The organism is Pseudomonas sp. NY15372, from assembly GCF_048068215.1.
Lineage (GTDB): Bacteria > Pseudomonadota > Gammaproteobacteria > Pseudomonadales > Pseudomonadaceae > Aquipseudomonas > Aquipseudomonas guariconensis_A.
In genome coordinates, this window is record NZ_JBLUPY010000001.1 from 201,795 (window position 1) to 226,916 (window position 25,122).

Below are 25,122 nucleotides of genomic sequence, written 5' to 3' on the forward strand. Positions count from 1 at the left end.
TTCAGTGGCTTTGGCTCAGGGCCGAGTGGGAGTTGGGGGCGTCTGCGCTTTTAGGGCGGGTCCGTACGAAGAAGACCAGGATCGCTGCCAGGATCGACGTCGCCGCCAGGGCATAGAGACCTCCTTGGATCGAGCCGGTCTGCTGTTCCAGGGCGCCGAAGGTGGCCGGTGCAACGAACCCGCCGAGGTTGCCCAGGGAGTTGATCAGGGCGATCACTGCTGCGGCGATGCGGGCATCCAGGTAGGCCTGCGGGATCGGCCAGAACAGCGAGGAGGCCGACTTGAAACCGATGGCGGCAAAGCACACGGCGATGAAGGCGAATACCGGTCCGGCGGTGGTGGACAGGAACATGCCGAGGCCTGCGATCAGCAACGCTGCTGCGACCCAGGCTTGCTGGAACTTCCAGCGCGCGGCCATGGCGGCGAAGGCGTACATGGCGATGATCGCGATCAGCCAGGGGATCGAATTGAGAAGCCCCACCTGCATGTCGCTCAGGCCACCCATGGCCTTGATGATGCTCGGCAGCCAGAAGGTGGCGGCGTAGATGGTCAGCTGGATGCAGAAGTAGATCACGCAGAACAGCACGATCTGGCGGTCACGCAGCAGGTTCCACAGCGACGGCCGTGGGCCGCTCATGGCTTCGCGCTCCTGTTGCTCGCGTTCGATGGCCTGTGTGAGCGCGTGCTTTTCCTCGGTGCTCAGCCATTTCGCATCGGCAGGGGTGGAATCCAGCCAGAACCATACGGCAAAGCACAGCAACACCGAGACCATGCCTTCGATGAACAGCATCCATTGCCAACCGTGCAGACCAAGGCCTTGGATTTGCATCAAGGCACCGGCCAGTGGACCGGAGATCAGCGACGCGGCGGCCGAGCCACTGAGGAAGATGGCGATGGCCTTGCCGCGTTCACCTGCCGGCAGCCAGCGCGTGAAGTAATAGATGACGCCAGGGAAGAAGCCGGCCTCGGCGACCCCCAGCAAGAAGCGCAGGATGTAGAACTGGGTTTCGTTCTGCATGAAGGCGGTGGCGCTGGCCACCAGACCCCAGGTCAGCATGATGCGGGTCAGCCACAGGCGTGCGCCGACCCGCTGCAGCAGGATGTTGGACGGCACTTCGAACAAGGCGTAGCCGATGAAGAACAGGCCGGCACCCAGACCATAGGCCGCCGCGCCGATTCCCAGGTCACTTTCGATGTGTGGGCGGACGAAGCCGATGTTCACCCGGTCGATGTAGTTGACGATGAACATGATGACGAACAGGGGCAGCACATGGCGCTTGACCTTGGCTACCGCACGGCCGAGAACGTCGTCCTCGGCGGCCGGCTCTACGAGCTGGTGCATGACCGATCTCCCACTAGTTGTTTTTGTGCGGGGTTGGATTTGAATGGCTTGTATGACATGTCGAGGTCAATCATAGGAGCGGACCTTGTTGTACGACAAGTAGAATTTTTACGGAAAAAATCAAAATACAACTGACAGAAAGGAGATAATTACGCCAATTATGTGGCTATATTCGCTTAACTGGTAATTTTATAAGCGCTGCAAAAAGACCAGTTAGAACCAGAAATACACTGTTGTCATACAAGTTGACTTGTTAGACTTCGCACTATCGACATTCCCTCGTGCGGAGATACACATGGCATCACAGCCACGCAAGCGCAGCCATACGCGCGCCCATGACTTGGTTTCCGACTTAACCCAACGCATCCTCCTGGGCACCTTCAGGCCGGGCGACAAGCTGCCTTCGGAAAGCAGCATCGTGCGTGAGCAGGGTGTCAGTCGTACGGTGGTACGCGAGGCGCTGTCCAAGCTGCAGGCCTCAGGCCTGGTGGAGACGCGCCATGGCGTGGGGACCTTCGTCCTCGAGCGGCAGCGCCAGGCAGGCCTGCACCTGGGAATCGAGACCGCTGTGGGAGTGCGCCAGGTGCTGGAGTTGAGGATCGGCATCGAAGGCCAGGCCGCCGCCTTGGCGGCGTTGCGCCGTACCGATGAGCAGATGCGGCGCATGCGTCAGGCGCTGGATGACTACCAGGACCTGGCGGCCGCGGGCGACAGCTGCATCGAGGCCGACCGGCGTTTTCACCTGTTGATCGCCGAGGCCACGGGAAATGTCTACTTCACCGAGGTGATGAACCAGCTGGGACGGGCGATGATCCCGCGCGATCGCATCGATCCGGCCGAACGAGCCGGCGCCAACCTGGCCCGGCATGCCTATCTTGCCAACCTGGAGCACGAGGCGATCCTCAATGCGATTCGCCGGCAAGACCCCGATGCCGCGAGGGCCGCCATCTGGCTGCACCTGGCCAACAGTCGGGACCGGTTGCTGCCTGATATCGGCAGTGTCGCGCACGCGAGGTGAACGCGCGGGGTTACAGGTACCGCGGCCCGATGTAGGAGCGGCCTTGTGCCGCGATGGGGCGCGAAGCGGCCCCAGGTTGCTTATGGGATCAGTCCCAGGCCGGCGCCAGGCCGTCAGGGCTGACTTCGCGGCCATTGCGCTCGAGGGTGGCGATACGTGCCATGTCTTCGTCGTCCAGGCGCAGGTCGCGGGCGAGCAGGTTGCTGGCCAGGTTCTCGGGCTTGGTGGAGGAGGGGATGACTGCATAGCCCAGCTGCATCGCCCAGGCCAGGGCGACTTGCGCCACGGTGGCTTTGTGCTTGGCGGCGATTTGTGCCAGCACGGGGTCTTTGAGCACCTTGCCGTACGCCAGGGTCATATAGGACGTCACCGTGATGCCTTGCGTCTTCAGGAAGTCGGTCAGCTTGGCATTCTGCAGGTACGGGCTGAGTTCGATCTGGTTGGTGGCGATCTCGCCTTTGCCGACCACCTCGATGGCCTGGCGGGTCAGCTCGATGTTGAAGTTGGATACGCCGATCTGGCGGGTCAGGCCTTGCTGCTTGGCTTCGGCCAGTGCACTCATGTACTCGCCAAGTTCGACGCCATTGCCCGGGGCCGGCCAGTGGATCAGCAGCAGGTCGACATGGTCGGTGCGCAGCTTGGCCAGGCTTTCGCGCAGGCTCGGGATCAGTTTGTCGGCCGCATAGTTGTCGACCCAGATCTTGGTGGTGATGAACAGTTCGCTACGTGGCACGCCGCTCTGGGCGATGGCTTGCCCAATGTCGGCTTCGTTGCCGTAGATCTGCGCCGTGTCGATAACGCGGTAGCCCAGCTCGAGCGCGGACTTGACCGAGTCGATGACGGCCTGGCCGGTGAGGCGGAAAGTGCCGAGGCCGAAGGAAGGGATGCTCATTGATCTGCTCCTGGTGAGTATGACAGGGATCGAATCCAGGGCCCTGAGGGATGGAATCGGTCGAATTGAGAGCAGTGTGCGGGTTTGTCGTGGATTGATTAAGACGCCGAGGGGTCAAGGTCATTTGAGCTGGAGTCACGAATGATGCCGTGGCTCGTGAGTGAAACCTGTGCAATGGGTCTGCACGATGCAGAAACGACACGGCCCGCCTGAGGGCGGGCCGGTCGATGCAGCGGGTGGCGATCAGCGACGACGGAACAGCGGCAGCGGCTCGTCCGTGGCGCCCTGGTAGGTCACCGAGAAGTCCTTCAGGCCTTGCAGCGCGTCTTCCGGGTCCTTGTCGGCACGGATGGCGAAGGCGTCGAAGCCGCAGCGGGCCATGTAGAACAACTGGTCGCGCAGCACGTCGCCGATGGCGCGCAGCTCGCCCTTGAACTTGTAGCGGTCACGCAGCAGGCGCGCATTGGAGTAGTTGCGCCCGTCGGTGAATGCCGGGAAATTCAGGGCGATGACCTGGAAGTGCTGCACGTCGTCACCGATTTCCTCGGCTTCCTCGTCGCTGTCCAGCCACACGCCCAGGCCGCCGTCTCGGGCCTTGAGCGCGTGGGCATGGTCACGCCACATCTGCAGCGGGACGATGTAGTCGTCGCAGTTGGTCAACTCGTCGAACGACGTTTGCTTGGGCAGAAGGTGCCAGGTTTCGTCGACCAGTTGGTTGTTCTTAATGATTCGCTGCATAGACGCGTTCCTTGAAAGGGTCGATACCGATGCGCTGGTAGGTGTCGATGAAGCGTTCTTCCTCGGTACGCTGTTCCACGTACACGTCGATCAGCTTCTCGATCACGTCGGCCATTTCGTCCTGGGCGAAGGACGGGCCGAGGATCTTGCCCAGGCTCGCATCGCGCGCGGCATTGCCGCCCAGGGAAACCTGGTAGAACTCCTCGCCCTTCTTGTCCACGCCAAGGATGCCGATGTGGCCGACGTGGTGGTGGCCGCAGGCGTTCATGCAACCGGAGATGTTCAGGTCGATTTCGCCGATGTCGAACAGGTAGTCCAGATCGTCGAAGCGGCGCTGGATGGATTCGGCGATCGGAATCGACTTGGCGTTGGCCAGGGAGCAGTAGTCGCCGCCCGGGCAGCAGATGATGTCGGTCAGAAGGCCCACGTTCGGGGTGGCGAAGCCCAGCTCGCGCAACTCCAGCCACAGGGCGTGCAGCTGGCGCTGCTCGACGTCGGCAAGGATGATGTTCTGCTCGTGGGAAGTGCGCAGGAAGCCGAAGCTGTAACGCTCGGCCAGGTCGGCCACGGCGTCGAGCTGCTTGTCGCTGATGTCCCCCGGGGCGACGCCGGTAGGCTTGAGCGACAGGGTGACGGCGACGTAGCCAGGCTTCTTGTGGGCGCGGGTGTTGCGCGCGCGCCAGCGGGCGAAGCCAGGGTAGTCCTGGTCCAGCGGGGCGTAGTCGACGTTGTCGAGGGCCAGGTAGGCCGGGTCGACGAAGTGGCGCGAGACGCGCTGCAGTTCCGCTTCGGTGAGGGTGGTCGGGCCGCCGCGCAGGTGGACCATTTCGGCCTCGACCTTCTCGGCGAACACTTCCGGGGTCAGGGCCTTGACCAGGATCTTGATCCGCGCCTTGTACTTGTTGTCACGACGGCCGTAACGGTTGTACACGCGCAGGATGGCATCGAGGTAGCTGATCAGGTCCTGCCAGGGCAGGAATTCATTGATGAACGAGCCCACCACCGGGGTACGGCCCAGGCCGCCGCCGACCAGGACGCGGAAGCCCAGCTCGCCGGCCTCGTTGTACACAGGCTCCAGGCCGATGTCGTGCACTTCGATGGCCGCGCGGTCTTCCTTCGAGCCGTTGATGGCGATCTTGAACTTGCGCGGCAGGTAGGCGAATTCCGGGTGGAAGGTGGTCCATTGGCGGACGATCTCGCACCATGGGCGCGGGTCGATCACTTCGTCGGCGGCAACGCCGGCGAACTGGTCGGTGGTGGTGTTGCGCAGGCAGTTGCCGCTGGTCTGGATCGCGTGCATCTGCACGGTGGCGAGCTCTGCCAGGATATCCGGGATGTCTTCCAGCGCCGGCCAGTTGTACTGCACGTTCTGGCGGGTACTGATGTGGGCGTAGCCCTTGTCGTAGTCGCGGGCGATCCTGGCCAGCACGCGGACCTGGCGGGCGTTGAGCTGGCCGTACGGCACGGCGACCCGCAGCATCGGGGCGAAACGCTGGATATAAAGGCCGTTCTGCAGACGCAGAGGGCGGAATTCTTCTTCGCTCAGCTCACCGGCCAGGTAGCGGCGGGTCTGATCCCGGAACTGCTTGACGCGGTCCTCGATGATCCGCTGGTCGTACTCGTCGTATACGTACATATAAGTCCTGTCTCAGGCTGCAGGCAGCTATTCGCGCGCACGGCCGCGCACTCCGCATCGGAGCCGAGGCACGATATCAGGTTGTGTTTATGCGCTAAAGTGATGTTTTTGCATATGAAAAGAACCAATCGGACTAAGTGAGACTGACTGCCATTTCCTCCCGTCCTTGCTGGGTCTGTTTATAATCCCAGGTTTGCTTCGCAGGGATGTATTCGCATGCTCAAGGCCTTGTGCCGGAGCCTGTGCCTGAGCCTGCCCCTGGCAGCGGCGAGCGCACAGGCGGCCTCCGTGGTGTTCCTCAACCCGGGCTATTCCAACGAAACGTTCTGGGTGGGTTATTCGCGCTTCATGCAGGCGGCGGCCGACGAGTTGGGCATGGAGCTGCAGATCGAATACAGCGAGCGGCGCACGGACCTGGCCTTGACCCAGGCCAAGACCGCGCTGGCCGGGCCTCGGCGACCGGATTACCTGGTGCTGGTCAACGAGCAGTATCTGGCCCCGGAAATCATCCGCCTGTCCCAAGGCCTGGGCGTCAAGCTGTTCCTGGTCAACAACGGCCTGACCGAGGCCCAGGCGCAGAGCATCCAGGCCCAGCCGGGCAGGTTCGCGCCCTTGCTCGGCACGTTGACCGGCAATGACGAGCAGGCCGGGTACCAGATGCTGCGCGAAATGGTCGCGTTGTTGCCGCCTGGCACCGGCCCGGTGGACCTGGTGGCGTTCTCCGGGGTCAAGAACACGCCGGCATCGCAGTTGCGCGAGCAGGGCATGCGCCGCGCCTTGGCCGATTTCCCCCAGGTACGCCTGCGCCAGGTGGTCTATGGGGGTTGGAATCGCCAGCGTGCCTATGAGCAGGCCCAGGTGCTGCAGGCGCGTTATCCGCACACGCAGTTGGTGTGGGCGGCCAACGACGAGATGGCCTTCGGTGCCATGAAGGCGTTCGAGGAGGCGGGGCGGATTCCTGGTCGGGACGTGATCTTCAGCGCCATCAACGGCTCGCCCGAGGCCCTGCGCGCGCGTATCGAAGGGCGCCTGGGGGTGCTGATGGGCGGGCATTTCACCTTGGGCGGCTGGGCCATGGTCATGCTCCACGACGATGCCCAGGGTCTGCCGATCAACCGTGACGGGATGAGCGAGCATCGGATCCCGGTGTTGCAATCGATCGACCAGGACAAGGCGCGGCGTTGGCTCGACTTGCTACAGCAGGACGACCTAGGCATCGATTTTCGCCGTTACAGCGCCCAGGGCCGCCCGGCCGACTTTCGCTACCCATTTTTGGCGTCGCCCGTCGAGTATTGAAAACCCTGCTTGAGGGAAGGGCATTGCTGGTCTTAACTGCTGGTTGAAGTGCATTCCCATAACCACTACAAGAGGCAATGCAATGGGAAATTCGACCAAGTTGCGCAAAGCTGACAGCAGTGTCGACGCCTGGGCGATCCTCTGCCTGATCATCCTCGTCGTTGTGGCCGCCGTGTATTGGGTCAGCCACCAGTAACGCCGTTTTCTTCAGACCGTGAGTGAAACCCAGAACCGCCTGCGGAAGGGACATCCGCGGGCGGCTTGCGTTTCAGCGGGCGGTGAGGTGTAGGGCCAACTGCACCAGGCCGATCAGAATCAGGATGAACACCAGCGTGAACAACGTGCCGAGCGCGATGAAATGGCTAGCCTTGCCATGGGTGAAGTCGCGGGCGCGGTTCTTGCCACTTTGCACGCCGAAGGCGGCGGCGAGGATGCTGTGCAGCATCTGCCAGAAGGTGGGGGCTTTGCCTGGGTCTTTGTCGTCCATGAAGGGCTCCTGGAAACAGAGGCAATCAGGGACAGTGTAGACCGGTGTTTGGAAGGGCTCGCTGAGCCCCAATCGCGGGACAAGCCCGCTCCCACAAGGACCTGCAAAATCAAAAAGTTATGCGTTGTTCTATGGGAGATCACCCAGCCCTTCCGGGCTGCGCTGTCGCGCAAAGAACAAGCGGCTAGCGCTGGTCCCCCTGTGGGAGCGGGCTTGTCCCGCGATTGGGCTGCGAAGCAGCCCCGTGTGCGATCAGCTGTCGTAACCCAGATTCGGTGCCAGCCAGCGCTCGCTGACGCTGACGTCCTGCCCCTTGCGCGCGCTGTAGCGCTCGATCTGGTCCTTGTCGACCTTGCCCACGGCGAAGTACTGGGCCTGTGGGTGGGCGAAGTACCAGCCGCTGACCGCCGCTGCGGGGAACATGGCGAAATGCTCGGTCAGGTACACGCCGCTTGGGCCGGTCTGGCCGATGGCCGTGCCATCGAGCAGGCGGAACAACGTGGCCTTCTCGGTGTGGTCCGGGCAGGCCGGGTAACCCGGGGCAGGGCGGATGCCGCTGTACTGCTCCTTGATCAGCGCCTCGTTGTCCAGCTGCTCGTCCTTGGCATAGCCCCAGTACTGCTTGCGCACCTGCTCGTGCAGCCATTCGGCGCAGGCTTCGGCGAGGCGGTCGGCCAGGGCCTTGACCATGATCGAGTTGTAGTCGTCGCCTTTCTCCTGGTAGGCCTTGGCCACTTCCTCGGCGCCGATGCCAGCGGTGGTGATGAAGCCACCGACGTAGTCGGTCAGGCCGCTGTCCTTGGGTGCGACGAAGTCGGCCAGGGAGAAGTTGGGCTTGCCGTCCGGCTTGATGGTCTGCTGGCGCAGGTGGTGCAGAGTGGCCAGCTTCTCGCCGCTGTCGCCGTACACCTCGATGTCATCATGGGCGACCTGGTTGGCTGGCCAGAAGCCGAACACCGCCCGGGCGCTGATCAGCTTCTCGTCGATCAGCTTGTCGAGCATCTCGCGGGCGTCCCTGTACAGCGCCGTGGCGGCCTCGCCGACCACTTCGTCGGTGAGGATGCGCGGAAACTTGCCGGCCAGGTCCCAGGATATGAAGAATGGCGTCCAGTCGATGTATTCGGCCAACACGCGCAGGTCGATGTCGTCCAGCACCTTGACGCCGGTGAAGGAGGGCACCGCCGGGGTGTAGCCGGCCCAGTCGTATTGCGGCTTGGCGGCGATGGCCTGGTCGTAGCCCAGGCGTTCGGTGCGGGCACTGCGGTTGGCGGTGCGCTCGCGCACTTCCACGTATTCCTGGCGGGTCTTCTCGACGAAGGCCGGCTTGAGTTCCTTGGACAGCAGTTGGGTGGCTACGCCTACCGCGCGCGAGGCATCGGTGACGTAGACCACGGCATCGTTGCTGTACTTGGGCTCGATCTTCACGGCGGTGTGCGCCTTGGAGGTGGTAGCGCCGCCGATCATCAGCGGCAGGTCGAAGCCTTGGCGCTGCATCTCGCGGGCAACGTGGACCATCTCGTCCAGCGACGGGGTGATCAGGCCGGACAGGCCGATGATGTCGCAGTTCTGCTCGCGGGCGGTCTGCAGGATCTTTTCCGCCGGCACCATCACACCCAGGTCGACGATGTCATAGCCGTTGCAACCGAGCACCACGCCGACGATGTTCTTGCCGATGTCGTGCACATCACCCTTGACCGTGGCCATGAGGATCTTGCCCTTGGCCTCGGGGGTGTCGCCTTTCTCGGCCTCGATGAAGGGGATCAGGTGGGCCACGGCCTGCTTCATCACCCGGGCGGACTTGACCACCTGGGGCAGGAACATCTTGCCTGCGCCGAACAGGTCGCCGACCACGTTCATGCCGCTCATCAGCGGGCCCTCGATGACCTCGATGGGGCGCGCGCATTGCAGGCGGCACTCCTCGGTGTCCTCGACGATGAAGGCGGTGATGCCCTTGACCAGCGCGTGCTCAAGGCGCTTTTCAACCGGCAGGGCACGCCATTCTTCGTTTTCCACTTCCTTGGCCGCGCCGCCGCCCTTGTAGTCGTCGGCGATGGCGAGCAAGGCGTCGGTGCCGTGCGGGGTGCGGTTGAGCACCACGTCCTCGACCTTTTCGCGCAGCGCGGCGGGGATCTCGTCGTAGATCTCCAGCTGGCCGGCGTTGACGATGCCCATGGTCAGGCCGTTCTTGATGGCGTGGTAGAGGAACACCGAGTGGATCGCCTCGCGCACCGGGTTGTTGCCACGGAAGGAGAACGACACGTTGGACACACCGCCGCTCGACAAGGCGAACGGCAGATGCTCGCGGATGTAGGCGCAGGCTTCGATGAAGTCCACGGCGTAGTTGTTGTGTTCCTCGATCCCGGTGGCCACGGCGAAGATGTTCGGGTCGAAGATGATGTCTTCTGGCGGGAAGCCCACTTCATTTACCAGAATGTCGTAGCTGCGCTGGCAGATTTCCTTCTTGCGCGCGGCGGTGTCGGCCTGGCCGACCTCGTCGAACGCCATCACCACCACTGCGGCGCCGTAGCGCTTGCACAGGCGGGCATGATGCTTGAACTGCTCGACGCCTTCCTTCATGGAGATCGAGTTGACGATGCCCTTGCCCTGGATGCACTTGAGGCCCGCCTCGATCACTTCCCACTTGGAGGAGTCGATCATGATCGGCACGCGTGAGATGTCCGGCTCGCCGGCGATCAGGTTGAGGAAGCGGACCATGGCAGCCTGCGAGTCGAGCATGCCTTCGTCCATGTTGATGTCGATCACCTGGGCGCCGGCCTCGACCTGTTGCAGGGCGACTTCCAGGGCTTCGGTGTAGTTCTCCTCGCGGATCAGCCTGGCGAACTTGGCGGAGCCTGTGATGTTGGTGCGCTCACCGACGTTGACGAACAGCGACTGGCGATCGATGGTGAACGGCTCCAGGCCCGACAGGCGGCAGGCCTTGGGAATGTCCGGGATCTGACGGGGCTTGTACTTGGCCACGGCCTCGGCGATGGCCTGGATGTGCGGCGGCGTGGTGCCGCAGCAGCCGCCGATGATGTTGAGGAAGCCGCTGGCGGCGAACTCCTCGACCACCGCGGCCATTTCCGCCGGGGTTTCGTCGTATTCGCCGAAGGCGTTGGGCAGGCCGGCGTTGGGGTGGGCCGAGACGTGGGTGTCGGCCTTGGTGGCCAGCTCTTCCAGGTACGGGCGCAGGTCCTTGGCGCCGAGAGCGCAGTTCAGGCCCACCGAGATTGGCTTGGCGTGGCGCACCGAGTTCCAGAACGCCTCGGTGGTCTGCCCGGACAAGGTGCGACCGGAGGCGTCGGTGATGGTGCCGGAGATCATGATCGGCAGCTCGACGTCGTCTTCCTCGAACACCTGCTGCACGGCGAAGATCGCCGCCTTGGCGTTGAGGGTGTCGAAGATGGTCTCGATCAGCAGCAGGTCGGCGCCGCCTTCGATCAGGCCACGGGTGGCCTCGGTGTAGTTCTTCACCAGTTCGTCGAAGGTGACGTTACGATAGCCCGGGTCGTTGACGTCCGGCGAGATCGAGCAGGTGCGGCTGGTCGGGCCGAGCACGCCGGCGACGAAGCGGGGTTTGTCCGGGGTTTCCAGGGTCTTGGCGTCGGCGACCTGGCGGGCGATGCGTGCACCTTCGACGTTGAGCTCGTACACCAGCGCTTCCATGCCGTAGTCGGCCTGGGAGATTTGCGTGGCGTTGAAGGTGTTGGTCTCGAGGATATCGGCACCGGCGTCGAGGTAGGCCTTCTCGATCGAGGCGATGACATCGGGGCGGGTGAGCAACAGCAAATCGTTGTTGCCCTTGACGTCGCTTGGCCAATCGGCGAAGCGCGTGCCACGATAGTCGTGTTCCTCCAGACGGTAGCTTTGGATCATAGTACCCATGCCGCCGTCGAGGATCAGTATGCGCTCCTTGAGTGCGTGCTGGAGTGCTTGTAAACGAGCGCTGCGGTCGGACATAGGAACTACCTGGTCGGGCAAAATTCAGAAGGTGCTGAATAATAACAAAGCTGCACGGATTTTAGACGTGTTGGCCATTTGCATGAATTTCGTTCATGTTGACGGGCACGTAGCAAGCACCCAGGGACCGGACAGGCAAATCGTGATGGCTTTCAAGAACCAGGACATTCGGCACATGGTGCATCGTTTACTTGCTGGCGCCTTCGCCCTGCTGATCAGCGGCGTGGCGTCCGGGCAAGCTTCCCAATCGAGCCCGGCGATTTCATACACCCGGGACATCCAACCGATCTTCACCGAGAAATGCGTGGCTTGCCACGCTTGCAATGACGCCGCCTGCCAGCTCAAGCTGGAAGCGCCCGAGGGCGCGGTGCGCGGGGCCTCCAAAACCCCGGTGTACCAAGGCGAGCGCAGCAAGGCCGTGCCTACCACGCGCCTGTTCTACGATGCCCACAGCGAGGAGGCCTGGCGCAAGAAGGGCTTCTATTCGGTACTCGACAGCCAGGGCAGCCAGGCGGCGCTGATGGCGCGCATGCTCGAACTGGGCCACAAGACCCCGCTCACGCCCAATGCCAAGCTGCCCGAGGACATCGTCCTGGGGCTCAACCGCAACAACATGTGCCCCTTGCCCCATGAGTTCGATGCCTATGCCGGCGCCCACCCGAAGGAAGGCATGCCGCTGGCGGTCACCGGCCTGACCGACGCCGAGTACCAAACCATGCAGCGCTGGCTGGCCGCCGGCGCGCCGGTCGAATACCAGCCGGTCCAACCCAGCCCGGTCGAAGCCAGGCAAATCGCCGAATGGGAAGAGCTGTTCAACCGCCCCGGCTCTACCGAGGCGCTCGTCGGCCGTTGGCTGTACGAGCACCTGTTCCTGGCGCACATCCATTTCGTCGGCGGTGAGCCGGGCCACTTCTTCCAATGGGTGCGTTCGCGCACGCCCAGCGGCCAGCCGGTCGACCTGATCGCCACGCGTCGCCCCAACGACCCTCCGGGCACCGACTTCTACTATCGCCTGGTCCCGGTGCAGGGCGTGATCGTGCACAAGACCCACATCACCTACCCAATGGGCCCGCAGAAGCTCAAGCGGGTCAAGCAGCTGTTCTACAGCGGCGACTGGCACGCTACGGCCTTGCCCGGTTATGGCCCGCGCCACCGCTCCAACCCCTTCGAGACCTTCGAGGCGATCCCAGCGGTGGCCCGCTACCAGTTCATGTTGGATAACGCCGAGTACTTCGTGCGCACTTTCATCCGCGGCCCGGTGTGCCGTGGGCAGATCGCCACCGATGTGATCCGCGACAACTTCTGGGCACTGTTCCAGGAGCCGGCGCACGATCGCTATGTCACCGATGCCCAGTACCGCGGCGAGGCCACGCCGCTGCTGGCCATGCCCGGGCAGATCGACGATGTGGGGAGCGTGCTGAGCCTCTGGCACGCCTACCGCGACAAGCGCAACGAGTACGAGAAGCTGCGCCGCGAGGCCTACGCCGAAATGCCGGCACCGAGCTGGTCCACCTTGTGGGCCGGCAACGACAATGCGTTGCTGACCATCTTCCGTCATTTCGACAGCGCTGCGGTGAGCAAGGGCCTGATCGGTGACGTGCCGCTGACCATCTGGCTGTTCGACTACCCGTTGTTCGAGCGCACCTATTACCAACTGGCGGTGAACTTCGACGTGTTCGGCAACGTTTCGCACCAATTGCAGACACGCCTGTACTTCGACCTGATCCGCAATGGCGCCGAGGTCAATTTCCTGCGCCTGATGCCGGCCGACCAGCGTGGCGAGATCCTCGGCGACTGGTACCAGAACAGCGGCAAGGTAAAGATGTGGCTCGACTACGAAGACATCGACACCAGCACCCCGAGCGGTCTCGCCCTGGATGCCAGGCATCCCAAGCGAGACTTCGGCCTCAAGCTGCTGCAGCGTACCGGCAGCCTCAATGCCGCCCCTGACCCGATCAACCGTTGCCAGGGCGCCCATTGCTCGCGTGCGCAGATGACCGCCGAGTTCCAGGATGCCGAGCAAAGCCTCAGCCGCTTGGTATCGCGCCCGGCCGCAGGGCTCAAGGTGATCGGCCAGTTGCCCGAGGCGACCATGCTGCGCATCGAAGGGCAGGGCGGCCAGCGCCAGGTCTACAGCCTGCTGCGCAACCGCGCCCACAGCAATGTGGCCTTCCTGCTGGGCGAGGCCTACCGCTACCAGCCGGGGCTGGATACTTTGACTCTGTACCCAGGCGTGCTCAGCAGCTACCCGAACTTCATCTTCAACATCCCTGCCCGGGACGTGCCGGAGTTCGTCGAAGACATGGAAGCTGCCCGCGACGACACCGCCAAGTTCGAACGGATCGTCCAGCGCTGGGGCGTGCGCCGCAGCCACCCGCAGTTCTGGCGCTACTTCCATGACCTGAACACCTTCATCAAGGAGACCGAGCCGGTGGAGGCGGGGGTGCTGGACATGAACCGCTACGAGAACCTTTGATCGATTGCCGGGGAAGGCGCCTGACCTTTCCCGGTTTGCCGCGGTCCGACCCCTGGGTGGTTCCGGTTGCAACCCAATCGCGAGGCAAGCCCGTTCCTACAAGGCTGTGGGGGCGAGCTTGCCCCGCGATCGAGCGAGCATGCGCCAGAACCTCAATGCACCAGGACCGCAGGAACCGACATGCTGTATTCGCTTCAGGCTCTCCGGGCGTTCGCCGCCTGGGTGGTTGTGTGCCACCACTTCATGCAGATTTTCTTCGACTTCCACGCCACTGGCCCTGTCGGCCAACTGCTTGCCGAACGCGGCGCCGTTGGCGTGGACATCTTCTTCGTCATCAGTGGCCTGGTGATCTATCTTTCGACCCGCGACAAACCTATGGCGCCCGGGCAGTTTCTGCTGAACCGGGTGTTGCGCATCGTACCAGCCTACTGGTTCTACACCCTGCTCATGGGCGCGCTGATGCTGGTGGCCAGCCGCTGGATGCCGCACCAGGTGTTCGACTGGCAGCACCTGGTGCTGTCGCTGCTGTTCATTCCGGCGGAGAACCCCGGTGGCTACGGCTTGTACCCGACCCTCAACGTCGGCTGGACGCTGAACTTCGAAATGTTCTTCTATCTGCTGTTCGGCCTGGCCTTCCTGGTGCGTCGGCGCCACCACTTGCTGCTGGTGACCGGTGCGCTGTTGCTGGTCAGCGAAGTGCTGGGGCGGGTCGGGGTGCTCAGCCGCTTCTACAACAACGGCATCATCTATGAATTCCTACTGGGCATCGGCATTGGCGTGCTGTATCGCCGGGGCCTGGTACGCGAAGGGTTGTGGCTGCCGCTGGTGGTACTGGGCCTGGCCGGCTTCGCCCTCTACCACCTGGATGCCTCGGTGCGCCTGCTTCATTGGGGCCTGCCTAGTGCGCTGGTGGTGCTGGCCTTCGTCGCGCTCGAGCCGTATTTCCATGGCAACCGGGCGCTCAAGGCCTTGGGCGACTGCTCCTATTCGGTGTATCTGATGCATGTGCTGGTGCTCTATGGCGGCTGGTTCGCCAGCCAACGCCTGAACCTGGACCCCTACGGCGTGTTCGCCGTCTGCGTGCTGTCCATTGGCCTCATGTCGTGGCTCAGCTACCAGTGGCTCGAGCGTGGTCTGCACCGTCGCCTGCAGGCTTGGCTGCAGGCACGCGGGGACCAGCGGCAGGCGTTTGCGCTTTCCCGAGTCAAATACTAGGACTTTGTTCGAAGGCCAGGTTGGCGTACACTTGGCCGCAAGTCTGTGAGGAACTTCCATGAGCGCTATAACCATTACCGACGCCGCCCATGATTACCTGGCCGATCTGCTCTCCAAGCAGAACACTCCGGGTATCGGCATTCGTATTTTCATCACCCAGCCGGGTACCCAGTACGCCGAAACCTGTATCGCCTACTGCAAGCCGGGCGAAGAGAAGCCCGACGACACCGCCGTCGGCCTGAAGAGCTTCACCGCCTACATCGACGCGGTCAGCGAGCCGTTTCTCGAGGATGCGCTGGTCGACTACGCCACCGACCGCATGGGTGGCCAGCTGACCATCAAGGCGCCGAACGCCAAGGTGCCGATGGTCAATGAGGACAGCCCGCTCAACGAGCGCATCAATTATTACCTGCAGACCGAGATCAACCCGGGCCTGGCCAGCCACGGCGGCGCCGTGAGCCTGGTGGATGTGGTCGACGACGGCATCGCCGTGCTGCAGTTCGGTGGCGGTTGCCAGGGCTGCGGCCAGGCTGACGTTACCCTCAAGGACGGTATCGAGCGCACCTTGCTCGAGCGCATCCCGGAGCTCAAGGGCGTGCGCGACGTGACCGACCACAGCAACAAGGAAAACGCGTACTACTGATCCTGTTCGCAGGTCAACATCCTGGGGCTGCTGTGCAGCCCTTTCGCGGCACAAGGCCGCTCCTGCAGAAGCGGCTTCGCGCCTGGGCCGGACGGGGCTCCGATCTTGTAGGAGATTACCCAGCACTTTGGGCTGCGCTGTCGCGCAGAGAACAAGCGGCTAGCGCCGCCCCTCTGTGGGAGCGGGCTTGTCCCGCGATGGGGTTGGCGCCGATATCAAGCACGTTGCGCCAGCGCGCCCATGGCCATGAACAGAGCGGCGATGGCCCGGGCTTCGTGCAGTTCACCGCGGGCTACCAGGGCCGGCACCTCAGCCAAGGGTACCGTCACACACTCCAGTGGCTCGGGCTCGTCACCACCGTCGTTGTTGCAGGGGCTGAGCTGCTCGGCCAGCACCACCCGGCAGCGGTGGCACAAATGGCCGGGCGCCAAGGTCAGCTCACCCAGCTCGGTCAGGCGGGCGGCACGTAGGCCCACTTCTTCCCCCAGTTCCCGCTGCGCCGCCTCCAGGTAGCTTTCCCCGGTGTCGGCTCCGCCCTTGGGCAGGCCGAGGATAGTCCCTTCGACGCCCACGGCGTATTCGCGAACCATCAGCACATGCGCAGGGTCAGGCATGGCCACCAGCAGCACCGAGCGATAACCGGTGCCGCGCAAGCGCTCGTACACCCGTCGCTGCCCATTGCTGAACTGCAAGTGCAGGGCTTCGATCTGGAAGTGGCTGCTTTCGGCCAGCAGTTCGGTCTTGAGGATGGTAGGGCTCTGGCGCATGGCGGGGCCTCTGCAAGCGGTAGGCGTCAGCGCTACTGTGCGCCGCCTGCCGGTACCTGCCATCGTCCGAGCGGACGATGGCGGCCAGGCCATGTCAGCCGAGGGTAGCGACGCTGCGCAGGATCAACCGCACGAGCATGGTCTGGCGGGTGACGCCGGTCTTGGAGAAGGTCGAGCGCAGGTGCGCCCGCGAGGTATTGCGGCTGATGCCCAGCTCCTCCGAGGCTTCGTCCAGGGTCAGGCCGTTGGCCAACAGCATGGCCAGCTGGGTTTCGGCAGGGGTGAAGTCGAACAGTGCGCGGACGATTTCCTGAGGCGCCGTGGACTGCTGCTCCGGGTCGCTGATGAAGATCACCACCGTTGGGCACTGCTTGCCTTCGCTCCACGCCGCCAGGGGCACCGAGCGCACGATGATGCCCAAGTCGGCGCGCCCGGACGGGCGCTTGACGCGCATGGCCTCGACCACTGAGGCCTGGTTGCCCTTCTGCGAGACCATGGCCTGGCGCACCAGGCGGCGGAATTCCTGGGTGTCGCGGGCGCTGCCGACTTGCAGGCCGTCATTGACCTGCTTGATGCCGTCCTTCTCCTGCAGCAGCCGTTCGGCCACCTGGTTGGTCTGCAGGACCTTACCGGTCTCGTCGAGGATGATGGTGCCCACGGCCATTTGGTCGACGGCACCGGCATACAGGTTGCGTTCGGTCTCGATGCGGTTGAGCTGCATGTGCACCTTGACCGAGCGTTCCAGGTGCGGGATGAAGCGCGCCAACAGGTGTTTTTCGGTGTCGACGAAGGCCGGGTCGTCGCGCCCACGGCTGATGCGCAGGCGGCACTGGGCGCCGTCGCTGGTGTTGATGTCCACGCCCAGGATATGGAACACGTCCACTGGCTCCAGGAAGTTGCGGAAGAACTCCGACTGCTTGAGCTCGGCCTCCGGCAGGTAGTCGGCCAGGGCGACCACCTCGCGGTTGGGCAGGCCCACGAACGGGTCCAGGGCGTAGAAATGCTTATTGTAGGAGGTGGTGGCTTCCGTGGATGTGCCGTTGGTGCTGACCATCAGGCCATCGACCTGGCTGCTGGGCGGGCGCAGGATGAACGTTACGTGCTTGCTGTGCAGAAGGCTGTTGAGCTGCGTGAGGAAGGTCACCCAGGGGATATTCTCCAAGGGGCCCTGGTAGAGCTGGCCGACCAGCTCGCTGAAGTCTTCGAGCGTGAGACTCTGCATGGGTGGGTACCGATTTTCTTGTTATTAGCATTGGCGTCGGCGAGCATAAACGGCGTCCTTGTCCGCGCGCAATGTCATGTTGCAAGGCCCGGCCAACGGTCGAAGCAGACCGTGCCGGGCTGTGCCAGGGGTGTCGCTGTCAAGCGCGTTCGCCGCTGCGTACGACGAACTGCTTGCTGTCACGGGTATCATCGGCCAGCAGCTCGACATCGGTATAGAACTGCTCGTACCAGCGGCGCAGCTGATACACCGGGCCGTCGCCATCGCACAGCAGCGGGTTGTCTACGCGGGTCTTGGTGTGCCAGATGGCCACGTCCTCATAGAACGCCTCCTGGGCCTGTTGCACATAAGCCTTGGCGATGGCCTGGTTTTCTTCCTCGCTCAGCCCCGGGATCTTCTTCACCAGCACGCCATAGCGCAGGGTGAAGCTGTCCAGGTCAATCGGCACGTGGCAGTTGAGCAAGATCGAGTGGATCGGCTGGCCGCCCATGGCGCCGGTCATCTCGGTGATCTGGTAGGCCGGGCCGTAGTAGGTGGCCACGGTGTTCAGCTCGCTGTCGCCGGACAGCCGTTCACTGCGCGCCCGCATGATCTGGGAGGCGGTGTGGCCCTCGAAGACGTTGCTGAACTCATCGACCGGCGCGCCATGCACGGTGCCGAAGTGCGCCATGTCGGCCACATTGTCGATCAGCTCGCGGCAGTTGGTATCGATCTTCAGCTCGGCAATTTCCCAGTGCGCCCAGGCTTCGTCGTAGCAGGCGTCGATGCGCGGGATGGCCTGTTCGGCGATCGGCGGGTTGCCTTGCGGGTCGTTCCAGACGAACAGCAGGTGGTTCTGCTCCATGATCGGCCAGCGCTTGATTTTGGCCCGCGGCGGAATGCGCTTGGCGTAGGGAATATCGTCGCATACGCCGTCGGCGTTCCAGCGCCAGCTGTGGAAGGGGCAGCGGATGGCGTTGCCTTCGATGCAGCCGGTACTCAGGTCGGCGCCCATGTGCGGGCAGTAGCCGTCGAGGATGTTCAGCTGGCCGTCCTCGCCCTGGAAGGCCACCAGGCGGGTGCCGAACACATCCAGGCGATGGGCCTTGCCATCGCGGTACTGGGCGGCCAGGCCCAGGCAGTGCCAACCGCGCGCATAGCGGTCTTCCAGCAATTTGGCTTCGATACGGTGCAGCGTGCTCATCTTGTTGTTCTCCGTGCTGTATTGGGGCCGCCGACGGTTTCGCACCATTGCGGGCACTGGCGACAGGTCTGGCTGTACCAAGGCGATTCTGCCGCCCGTGACGCAGCGGTCATCGTCTGAACGGACGATGGCCGGCGTCAGCCGGGCCGATCTACTGGCAGCCATCAGCCACGGGCAGGAGAACAAGATGGCGGGACAGGTAGCAGTGATCACCGGCGCGGCCAGCGGTATTGGCCGGGGCCTTGCCGAGCATGCGGCGCAGCTGGGCCTGCGCCTGGTGCTGGCGGATGTCGATGAGCGCAGCCTCGTGGCCCTGGCCGCATCGCTGCAGGGGCAGGGGGCCGATGTGCTGGCCTGCGTCACCGACGTGGGCGACGTCGAACAGGTCGCGCAGTTGCGCGACGCGGCGGTGGCGCGCTTCGGCGGGGTCGATCTGCTGTTCAACAACGCTGGCGTGATGCAGACCGGCTACAGCTGGGAGATCGATGCCGCACAGTGGCAGCGCATGCTCGACATCAACCTGCGCGGGGTGATCAACGGTGTGCGCTGCTTCATGCCGTTGTTGTTGGCGCAAGGGCGCCCGGCCCATGTGGTCAACACCGCTTCGCTGGCCGGCTTGATCAGCAGCCCGATGCTCGGCCCGTACAACGTGACCAAGCAAGCGGTGGTGGCATTGTCCGAGACCCTGCACTACGAGCTGTTGCAAGTGGGGGCATCGGTGTCGGTCTCGGTGCTGTGCCCGGGGCCGGTGGCCAGTGCCATCATGGCCTCGGATTCGGCAGGCGAGGGCGCGGCGGCGTCGCTGAACGCCATGCTCGATTCCAGCATCCGCGCCGGCATGGCCCCGCGCGAACTGGCCGCCCTGGTGTTCGAGGCAATCGCCCAGCAGCGTTTCTGGATCCTCCCGCACAAAGACTTCAAACCCGCCCTGGAGCTGCGTCTGCGTAGCATCCTCGAAGAAACCAACCCACGCTTTGCCATGCTCGACGTACAAGGAGAGACCCATGCCGCTCGATAGCCAGCTTGCCGCCGTATTGCAGGGCTTCACTGCCCAGGGCGAGCCCGACTATGCCACCCTCGATGCTCGCCAGTACCGCCTGCATGCCGACAACCTGATGCCACCGTTGCCGGGCGCTGACATGGCGGAGGTCCGCGAGCTGCAGGTCGCAGGTGCTGCAGGCGCGCTGGCAGCGCGCCTGTATCGCCCGGTGGCGCGGGATGCTTTGCCGCTGTTGGTGTTTTTCCATGGAGGGGGCTTCGTCATCGGTAACCTGGACACCCACGACAACCTGTGCCGCACCCTGGCCCTGGAAACCAGCGCAGTGGTGGTGTCGGTGGCCTACCGCCTGGCGCCGGAGGCACGCTTCCCGGCGGCTCCCGAGGACTGCTACGCGGCGACCCGCTGGCTGGTGGAGCATGCCCAGGCCCTTGGCGTGGACGGCAGCCGCGTGGCCGTCGCCGGTGACAGCGCCGGGGGCAACCTGGCCATCGCGGTCAGCCGCCTCGCCCGTGAGCGGCAGGGGCCGGCCATTCGTCACCAATGCCTGTTCTACCCGGTCACGGACGCCGCCTGCGACAGCGCTTCTTATGCCGACTTCGCCGAAGGCTACCTGTTGTCCCGGGCCATGATGGGCTGGTTCTGGGCGCAATACCTGGAGCACGCGGGGCAGGGGGACGACCCCCTGGCTTCGCCCCTGCGTGACGAACGCCTGCAAGGGTTGCCGCCCACCACCTTGCTGACCGCCGAGTACGATCCCCTGCGCGATGAAGGCGAAGCCTTCGCCGAACGCTTGCAGGCCGCGGGTGTTGCGGTGCGCCTGGCGCGTTGCGAAGGCATGGTGCATGGGTTCGTCAGCATGGCGCCGTTCGTCGAGGCGGCGGCCCGTGCCCTGCAGGGCGCCTGCGCCGATATCCGCCGGGCACTGTGCTGAGCGTTGCTTGCCTCGTCCATTTGGACGAGGCGGGCGGTGCGCGGCAATTCTAGTCTGGCTTCATACATCCCCCTCCTGTGTAGAGGAATGGTCATGAAAACAACAACAAGATTTTGCCTGACCCTGATCGTGTGTGCCTTCGCTGCTGCCTATGTGGCCGCGTTGACACGCCCCCTGCCCATGCCATTGAGCCTGGCCTATTACTGTCAGCCCAACTACCAGCCTTGCTACATGCCGGTGCCCAGCGCGATGCGCCTGTTGCCCTGAGCGGTCAGGCGCCCAGGTGGCGCAACAGGCGTACCTGCTTGCGGATCTGCACCTCATCGGCGGGCACCAGGCAATAGGCCAGGCATAGCCGGCTGACCAGGGCAATACAGTCGGCCAGGTTGGCAGCACCGCCATGGCGGGCGGCACAGGCCTCGAACGGGCCGGCCAGCACCTGCTGCCATAGCGGCGCGATGTCCTCGAGGATGTAAGCGAACACCTCAGGGCTGGCCGCCTTGGCCAGGTAGCCCTGGTGAAAACCACCCCGATGCTGGTCGCGGTAGCGCACGGCGAAGCACAGGCATTCCTCCAGGTAGCGCTCGAAGTCGTCTTCGAAAGCGCTCAATTGCTCCTGCATGGCGCTGAAGAAAGCGGCGTTCTCGCTGCTGATCACCGCCTGGACCAGCTCGTTCTTGGTTGCGAAGTAACGGTACAGCGTGCGCCGGGAAATATTGGCGCGGCGGGCCACGTCATCGATGGCGAAACCGTCCGGGCCCAGTTCGATCATCGCGGCCAGTGCGCATTCCAGGATTTGCTGGCGCCCTTGCTCGGCGCTGTCCATTCGGCTGGCGTCACCCCAGCGCAGTTGTCGGGTCATGGCGACACACCTTCATTCGTTTGTTCTCGAGCGACCGCGATTGTCGCAGCAAATGGCACGGCTGCAAATTTTTGTGACACACAATGACTCAAAATATAAAAGATGTGACATAGTGATTTTCCATGGAATGCCATGCGGCCTATGGCCGCCAACGGGGGAGGTGCATCGATGAACAATGACAATACCCATGCCGTGCACTGGGATGCCGTGTACGACGTGGTCGTGGTCGGCTCCGGGGCCGGAGCCATGACCGCGGCGTTACGGGCCCATGACCAGGGCCTGTCGGTCCTGATGGTGGAAAAGGCGGCCGAATATGGGGGCACCACGGCGATTTCCGGCGGGGGTATCTGGATCCCGTGCAACGACCAGATCGAAGGGCTCGGCGGCAGCGATTCACGGGAAGAGGCCCAGGCCTACCTGCGCGCGACTGTCGGTGAGGAGTACGACCCGGCGCGCATGGATGCCTACCTGGAGCAGGGGCCCAGGATGGTCGGCTACCTGGCCGCGCAGGCCCAGACCTACTTCCGTGCAGTGCCGCGCTACCCTGACTACTACCCCGAGCGCGAGGGCGGCAAGCCTGGCTATCGCACCATGGAGCCGGCCAGCTTCGATGCGGCGCGCCTGGGCGAGGAGTTCCAGCGCCTGCGTGCGCCGTCGCCTGCGACGCTCATCGCCGGGCGCATTGCCATGACTCAGGTGCAAGCCCATACCATTCTGGCCAAGGAGCCAGGCTGGCTCTGGCTCACCGCGCGCCTGGGCCTTGGCTACATGGCTGACCTGCGTTGGCGCCGGCGCACGCCCCGGGATCGACGCCTGACCTTGGGCAATGCGTTGGTCGCCAGCCTGCGCGCGGCAATGTTGGCGCGGGGCATCGAGCTGTGGTTGCAGGCACCGATGCGCGCCCTGCACAGCCATGACGGCAAGGTCAGCGGCGTGCTGGTCGAACGCCAGGGCCGCCCGTTGAACGTGCGTGCCGCATTCGGCGTCATCCTGGGGTGTGGCGGTTTCGAGGCCAACCAGCTCATGCGTGAGCAGTACCTGCCCAGCCCGACCCGTGCCCAGTGGTCCGCCGCACCACCGATCAACAATGGCGATGGGATCCGGGTGGGCCTGGAGCAGGGCGCCGGGGTGGCGTTGATGAGCCACACCTGGGGCGCACCCACCGTGCACGTGCCGGGCGAGGAGAAGCAACGCGCGCTGTTCGTCGAGCGGGCGTTCCCCCGCTGCATCATGGTCAACGGTAACGGCCAGCGTTTCGTCAACGAGGCCGCCCCTTATCCGGACATCATCTACGCGATGTACGCCGACCAGCAGCGCAGCGGTGCCAACGTGCCGGCATGGCTGATCTTCGATGCCGAATACCGCAAGCGCTACCCCTGCGGTGTGCTGTTGCCAGGCTCGGTGCAGCCGGACAGCAAGATTCCCGAAGGCTGGCTGGACAAGGTGATCTACCGCGCCGACAGCCTGGCGGCATTGGCGGGCAAGATCGGGGTGGATGCAGCAGGGTTGGAGCAGAGTGTGCGCCGCCTCAATCAACAGGCCGCCCAGGGTGTCGACGAGGACTTCGGCAAAGGCGCCAGCCTGTTCGACCGTTACTACGGTGACAGCAACTGCCGACCCAACCCTTGCCTGGGGCCGCTGGAGCGGGCGCCTTACTATGCGCTGCGTATCGATGCCGGTGAGCTGGGCACCAAGGGCGGCCTGTGCACCGATGCCGATGCCCGTGTATTGCGCCCTGACGGCTCGGTGATCGAGGGCCTGTACGCCATCGGCAACACCAGTGCGGCATTGATGGGCAAGACCTACCCGGGCCCAGGTTCGACCATCGGCCCGGCGATGACCTTCGGCTATATCGCGGCGAACCACCTGGCGCGCCAGGTGCCCATCGAACAGCCCGAAAGAGTGGCTGAGGGCGCCACCCATTGACGCTGCTGGGTCGGTTCTTGCCATAGGCAGGGCCGACCCAATCGCGGGGCAAGCCCGTTCCCACAAGCACCGCGCGGCTGTGGGAGCGGGCTTGTCCCGCGATCAAGGCCACCGTGATGGGGGCAGCGGCCCCCCTGCGCCTCAACCGAACGCGGTCCCCGCCAGCATGCCGCCGTCGATGATGAACTCCGAGCCCGTGCAATAGCTGGACTCGTCGCTGGCCAGGAACAGCACCAGATTGGCCACTTCCGCCGGCTGGCCGATACGCGGGATGGGCAAGCCCTTGTAGACCTGCGCCGGGTCGAAGTCGGCCATTTCCGGCGGTCGCGCCATCGCCGTATCGATCCCTCCTGGGTGCACCGAATTGACGCGGATCCCGCTGGCACCGAGCTCCAGCGCTGCCGACTTGGTCATGCCACGCACGGCGAACTTGCTTGCCGAATAGGCCGTGCCATACGCCACGCCCTCCATGCCGGCGGTCGACGACACATTGACGATCGAGCCGCCGCCCGCCTGGCGCATGGCCGCCAGCACCGACTTCATGCCCAGCCAGCAGCCGACCTGGTTGACCTCGATCACCCGCCGGTAATCCTCCAGCGAACAATGCTCCAGCGGCGCCATGCGCAGGATCGCGGCGTTGTTGACCAGCACATCCAGCTTGCCGAACCGGGCCTGGATCACCTCGACCGCAGCCTGCCACTGTTCGGCGCAGGTCACATCAAGAGGCTGGAAACACGCGGCTTCGCCCAGCTCGGCGGCCAACGCCTGGCCTTCGGGTTCCAACACATCGGCGATCATCACCTTCGCGCCTTCGGCAACGAACCGCCGTGCTTCTGCTGCACCCTGGCCGCGCGCAGCACCGGTGATCAGCGCGACCTTGCCTGCCAATCGACTCATCGTATAGCTCCTCTCTACTGCCTTGAAATAGCCCGGGCGGTATGCCGCGGGCATTGGATAAATGCTCAGGCGGCGACGACCCGGATCGGCTGTTCGCCATCCCAGTCGCGTGCCTGGGCGATGCCGTGGTCGATCATCTGGCGCAGGCCTGCGCCTTCGATGACTTCGAACAGCACGCCTGGTTCGGCGGGGTTTTCCAGGTAGCACACGCGGGTGGCTGCATTGCCGGCTTGGAACACCGGCTGCAAGCCGCGTTGGCACAAGCCGGCAACGGCGCTGTCCAGTTCGCTGACCACCCAGGCCATGTGGTGCATGCCCCGGGCATCGCGGTAGGGGGAAGGGCCGTCGCCAAGGGGCTGGATCAGCTCGATCTGCAGGTCGCCGCGGTAGGCCAGGGCTACGTGCATTCGCACCTGGACCGGTTGCTCGCGGTAGTGGCCCTGCAGCTCGATATCGCGAAACAGGGTCCAGGGCCCGACGCCCAGGTGTTGCAGCCAGTGCTGGATGCTCTGGTCGAGGTTGTCGACGACGAAACCGATCTGGTCGAAGGCGTTTGGGGAGCTGTCTTGCATGGCGCAGGCCTCGCTATGGCACGTATTTATTCTTGTACGGCCTATAATGGCACAAAAAA

General features: G+C 64.1%; 21 protein-coding genes. 9 read left to right on the top strand and 12 right to left on the bottom strand.

What is annotated here, in order from left to right; genetic code table 11:
• Nucleotide 1: 1 nt before the first annotated feature.
• Nucleotides 2-1,342: an MFS transporter gene (locus ACNFG0_RS00905; RefSeq protein ID WP_196154405.1), complete on the bottom strand. Its 1,341-nt coding sequence runs from the start codon at nt 1,340-1,342 to the stop codon at nt 2-4.
• A 295-nt stretch (nt 1,343-1,637) separates the two neighbouring features.
• Between ACNFG0_RS00905 and ACNFG0_RS00910 the strand changes: the two genes are divergently transcribed.
• A complete protein-coding gene (locus tag ACNFG0_RS00910) occupies nt 1,638-2,360 on the top strand; it encodes a FadR/GntR family transcriptional regulator (RefSeq protein ID WP_416763792.1) in 723 nt (240 codons plus the stop codon).
• Between the two features lie 88 nt (nt 2,361-2,448).
• Here the strand turns inward: ACNFG0_RS00910 and dkgB are convergent, their stop codons facing one another.
• The 3 genes from dkgB to ACNFG0_RS00925 all read right to left on the bottom strand — a co-directional run bounded on the left by dkgB (nt 2,449) and on the right by ACNFG0_RS00925 (nt 5,626).
• A complete protein-coding gene (gene dkgB, locus ACNFG0_RS00915; protein ID WP_416763793.1) occupies nt 2,449-3,252 on the bottom strand; it encodes a 2,5-didehydrogluconate reductase DkgB in 804 nt (267 codons plus the stop codon).
• 243 nt (nt 3,253-3,495) lie between these two features.
• On the bottom strand, nt 3,496-3,990 hold the full coding sequence (locus tag ACNFG0_RS00920; RefSeq protein ID WP_196143146.1) for a DUF934 domain-containing protein: 495 nt from the start codon (nt 3,988-3,990) through the stop codon (nt 3,496-3,498).
• Nucleotides 3,974-5,626 (bottom strand): nitrite/sulfite reductase, encoded by a 1,653-nt coding sequence (locus ACNFG0_RS00925; RefSeq protein ID WP_196143145.1) that lies wholly within the window; start codon nt 5,624-5,626, stop codon nt 3,974-3,976. The genes ACNFG0_RS00920 and ACNFG0_RS00925 overlap by 17 nt, the downstream gene beginning before the upstream one ends.
• A gap of 216 nt (nt 5,627-5,842) precedes the next feature.
• Between ACNFG0_RS00925 and ACNFG0_RS00930 the strand changes: the two genes are divergently transcribed.
• Nucleotides 5,843-6,922 (top strand): ABC transporter substrate-binding protein, encoded by a 1,080-nt coding sequence (locus ACNFG0_RS00930; RefSeq protein ID WP_196154401.1) that lies wholly within the window; start codon nt 5,843-5,845, stop codon nt 6,920-6,922.
• A gap of 268 nt (nt 6,923-7,190) precedes the next feature.
• On the opposite strand, the gene ACNFG0_RS00935 is transcribed toward ACNFG0_RS00930, so the two are convergent.
• Nucleotides 7,191-7,409, bottom strand: coding sequence for a DUF2970 domain-containing protein (locus tag ACNFG0_RS00935; RefSeq protein WP_416763794.1), 219 nt, complete (start codon nt 7,407-7,409; stop codon nt 7,191-7,193).
• Between the two features lie 252 nt (nt 7,410-7,661).
• Complete coding sequence (gene metH / locus ACNFG0_RS00940; protein WP_416763795.1) at nt 7,662-11,369, bottom strand: methionine synthase; 3,708 nt, start codon at nt 11,367-11,369, stop codon at nt 7,662-7,664.
• Between the two features lie 175 nt (nt 11,370-11,544).
• On the opposite strand from metH, the gene ACNFG0_RS00945 reads away from it, so the two are divergent.
• From ACNFG0_RS00945 to nfuA, 3 genes are all read left to right on the top strand, one after another.
• Nucleotides 11,545-13,845, top strand: coding sequence for a fatty acid cis/trans isomerase (locus tag ACNFG0_RS00945; protein ID WP_416763871.1), 2,301 nt, complete (start codon nt 11,545-11,547; stop codon nt 13,843-13,845).
• A 180-nt stretch (nt 13,846-14,025) separates the two neighbouring features.
• Entirely contained in the window at nt 14,026-15,060 is a 1,035-nt protein-coding gene (locus ACNFG0_RS00950; RefSeq protein WP_196143141.1) for an acyltransferase family protein, read from the top strand.
• Between the two features lie 58 nt (nt 15,061-15,118).
• Entirely contained in the window at nt 15,119-15,703 is a 585-nt protein-coding gene (nfuA, locus tag ACNFG0_RS00955) for a Fe-S biogenesis protein NfuA (RefSeq protein ID WP_043206916.1), read from the top strand.
• Between the two features lie 215 nt (nt 15,704-15,918).
• On the opposite strand, the gene nudE is transcribed toward nfuA, so the two are convergent.
• From nudE to ACNFG0_RS00970, 3 genes are all read right to left on the bottom strand, one after another.
• On the bottom strand, nt 15,919-16,470 hold the full coding sequence (gene nudE, locus ACNFG0_RS00960; protein WP_196143139.1) for an ADP compounds hydrolase NudE: 552 nt from the start codon (nt 16,468-16,470) through the stop codon (nt 15,919-15,921).
• Nucleotides 16,471-16,564: 94 nt separating this feature from the next.
• Complete coding sequence (locus ACNFG0_RS00965) at nt 16,565-17,692, bottom strand: helix-turn-helix transcriptional regulator (RefSeq protein WP_196154400.1); 1,128 nt, start codon at nt 17,690-17,692, stop codon at nt 16,565-16,567.
• Nucleotides 17,693-17,831: 139 nt separating this feature from the next.
• The gene (locus ACNFG0_RS00970) at nt 17,832-18,875 is read right to left on the bottom strand and encodes a Rieske 2Fe-2S domain-containing protein (protein ID WP_196143137.1); all 1,044 of its coding nucleotides are present in this window, start codon (nt 18,873-18,875) and stop codon (nt 17,832-17,834) included.
• A 187-nt stretch (nt 18,876-19,062) separates the two neighbouring features.
• On the opposite strand from ACNFG0_RS00970, the gene ACNFG0_RS00975 reads away from it, so the two are divergent.
• The 3 genes from ACNFG0_RS00975 to ACNFG0_RS00985 all read left to right on the top strand — a co-directional run bounded on the left by ACNFG0_RS00975 (nt 19,063) and on the right by ACNFG0_RS00985 (nt 21,073).
• Entirely contained in the window at nt 19,063-19,893 is an 831-nt protein-coding gene (locus tag ACNFG0_RS00975) for an SDR family NAD(P)-dependent oxidoreductase (protein ID WP_416763796.1), read from the top strand.
• Nucleotides 19,880-20,806 carry an alpha/beta hydrolase gene (locus tag ACNFG0_RS00980; protein ID WP_196143135.1) on the top strand — a complete coding sequence of 309 codons (927 nt, stop codon included), beginning with the start codon at nt 19,880-19,882 and terminating at the stop codon, nt 20,804-20,806. The genes ACNFG0_RS00975 and ACNFG0_RS00980 overlap by 14 nt, the downstream gene beginning before the upstream one ends.
• 93 nt (nt 20,807-20,899) lie before the next feature.
• Nucleotides 20,900-21,073: a hypothetical protein gene (locus ACNFG0_RS00985; RefSeq protein WP_196143134.1), complete on the top strand. Its 174-nt coding sequence runs from the start codon at nt 20,900-20,902 to the stop codon at nt 21,071-21,073.
• 4 nt (nt 21,074-21,077) lie between these two features.
• Here ACNFG0_RS00985 and ACNFG0_RS00990 read toward each other — a convergent pair whose 3' ends face one another.
• Nucleotides 21,078-21,668 (bottom strand): TetR/AcrR family transcriptional regulator, encoded by a 591-nt coding sequence (locus ACNFG0_RS00990; protein ID WP_230390294.1) that lies wholly within the window; start codon nt 21,666-21,668, stop codon nt 21,078-21,080.
• A 168-nt stretch (nt 21,669-21,836) separates the two neighbouring features.
• Here ACNFG0_RS00990 and ACNFG0_RS00995 point away from each other — a divergent pair, with 168 nt between their 5' ends.
• Nucleotides 21,837-23,594 carry an FAD-dependent oxidoreductase gene (locus tag ACNFG0_RS00995; protein WP_416763797.1) on the top strand — a complete coding sequence of 586 codons (1,758 nt, stop codon included), beginning with the start codon at nt 21,837-21,839 and terminating at the stop codon, nt 23,592-23,594.
• Nucleotides 23,595-23,735: 141 nt separating this feature from the next.
• Here ACNFG0_RS00995 and ACNFG0_RS01000 read toward each other — a convergent pair whose 3' ends face one another.
• Together ACNFG0_RS01000 and ACNFG0_RS01005 are read right to left on the bottom strand one after the other, a co-directional pair.
• Nucleotides 23,736-24,491 carry a glucose 1-dehydrogenase gene (locus tag ACNFG0_RS01000; protein ID WP_196154396.1) on the bottom strand — a complete coding sequence of 252 codons (756 nt, stop codon included), beginning with the start codon at nt 24,489-24,491 and terminating at the stop codon, nt 23,736-23,738.
• 65 nt (nt 24,492-24,556) lie between these two features.
• A complete protein-coding gene (locus ACNFG0_RS01005) occupies nt 24,557-25,063 on the bottom strand; it encodes a VOC family protein (protein WP_196154395.1) in 507 nt (168 codons plus the stop codon).
• Between the last annotated feature and the right edge of the window lie 59 nt (nt 25,064-25,122).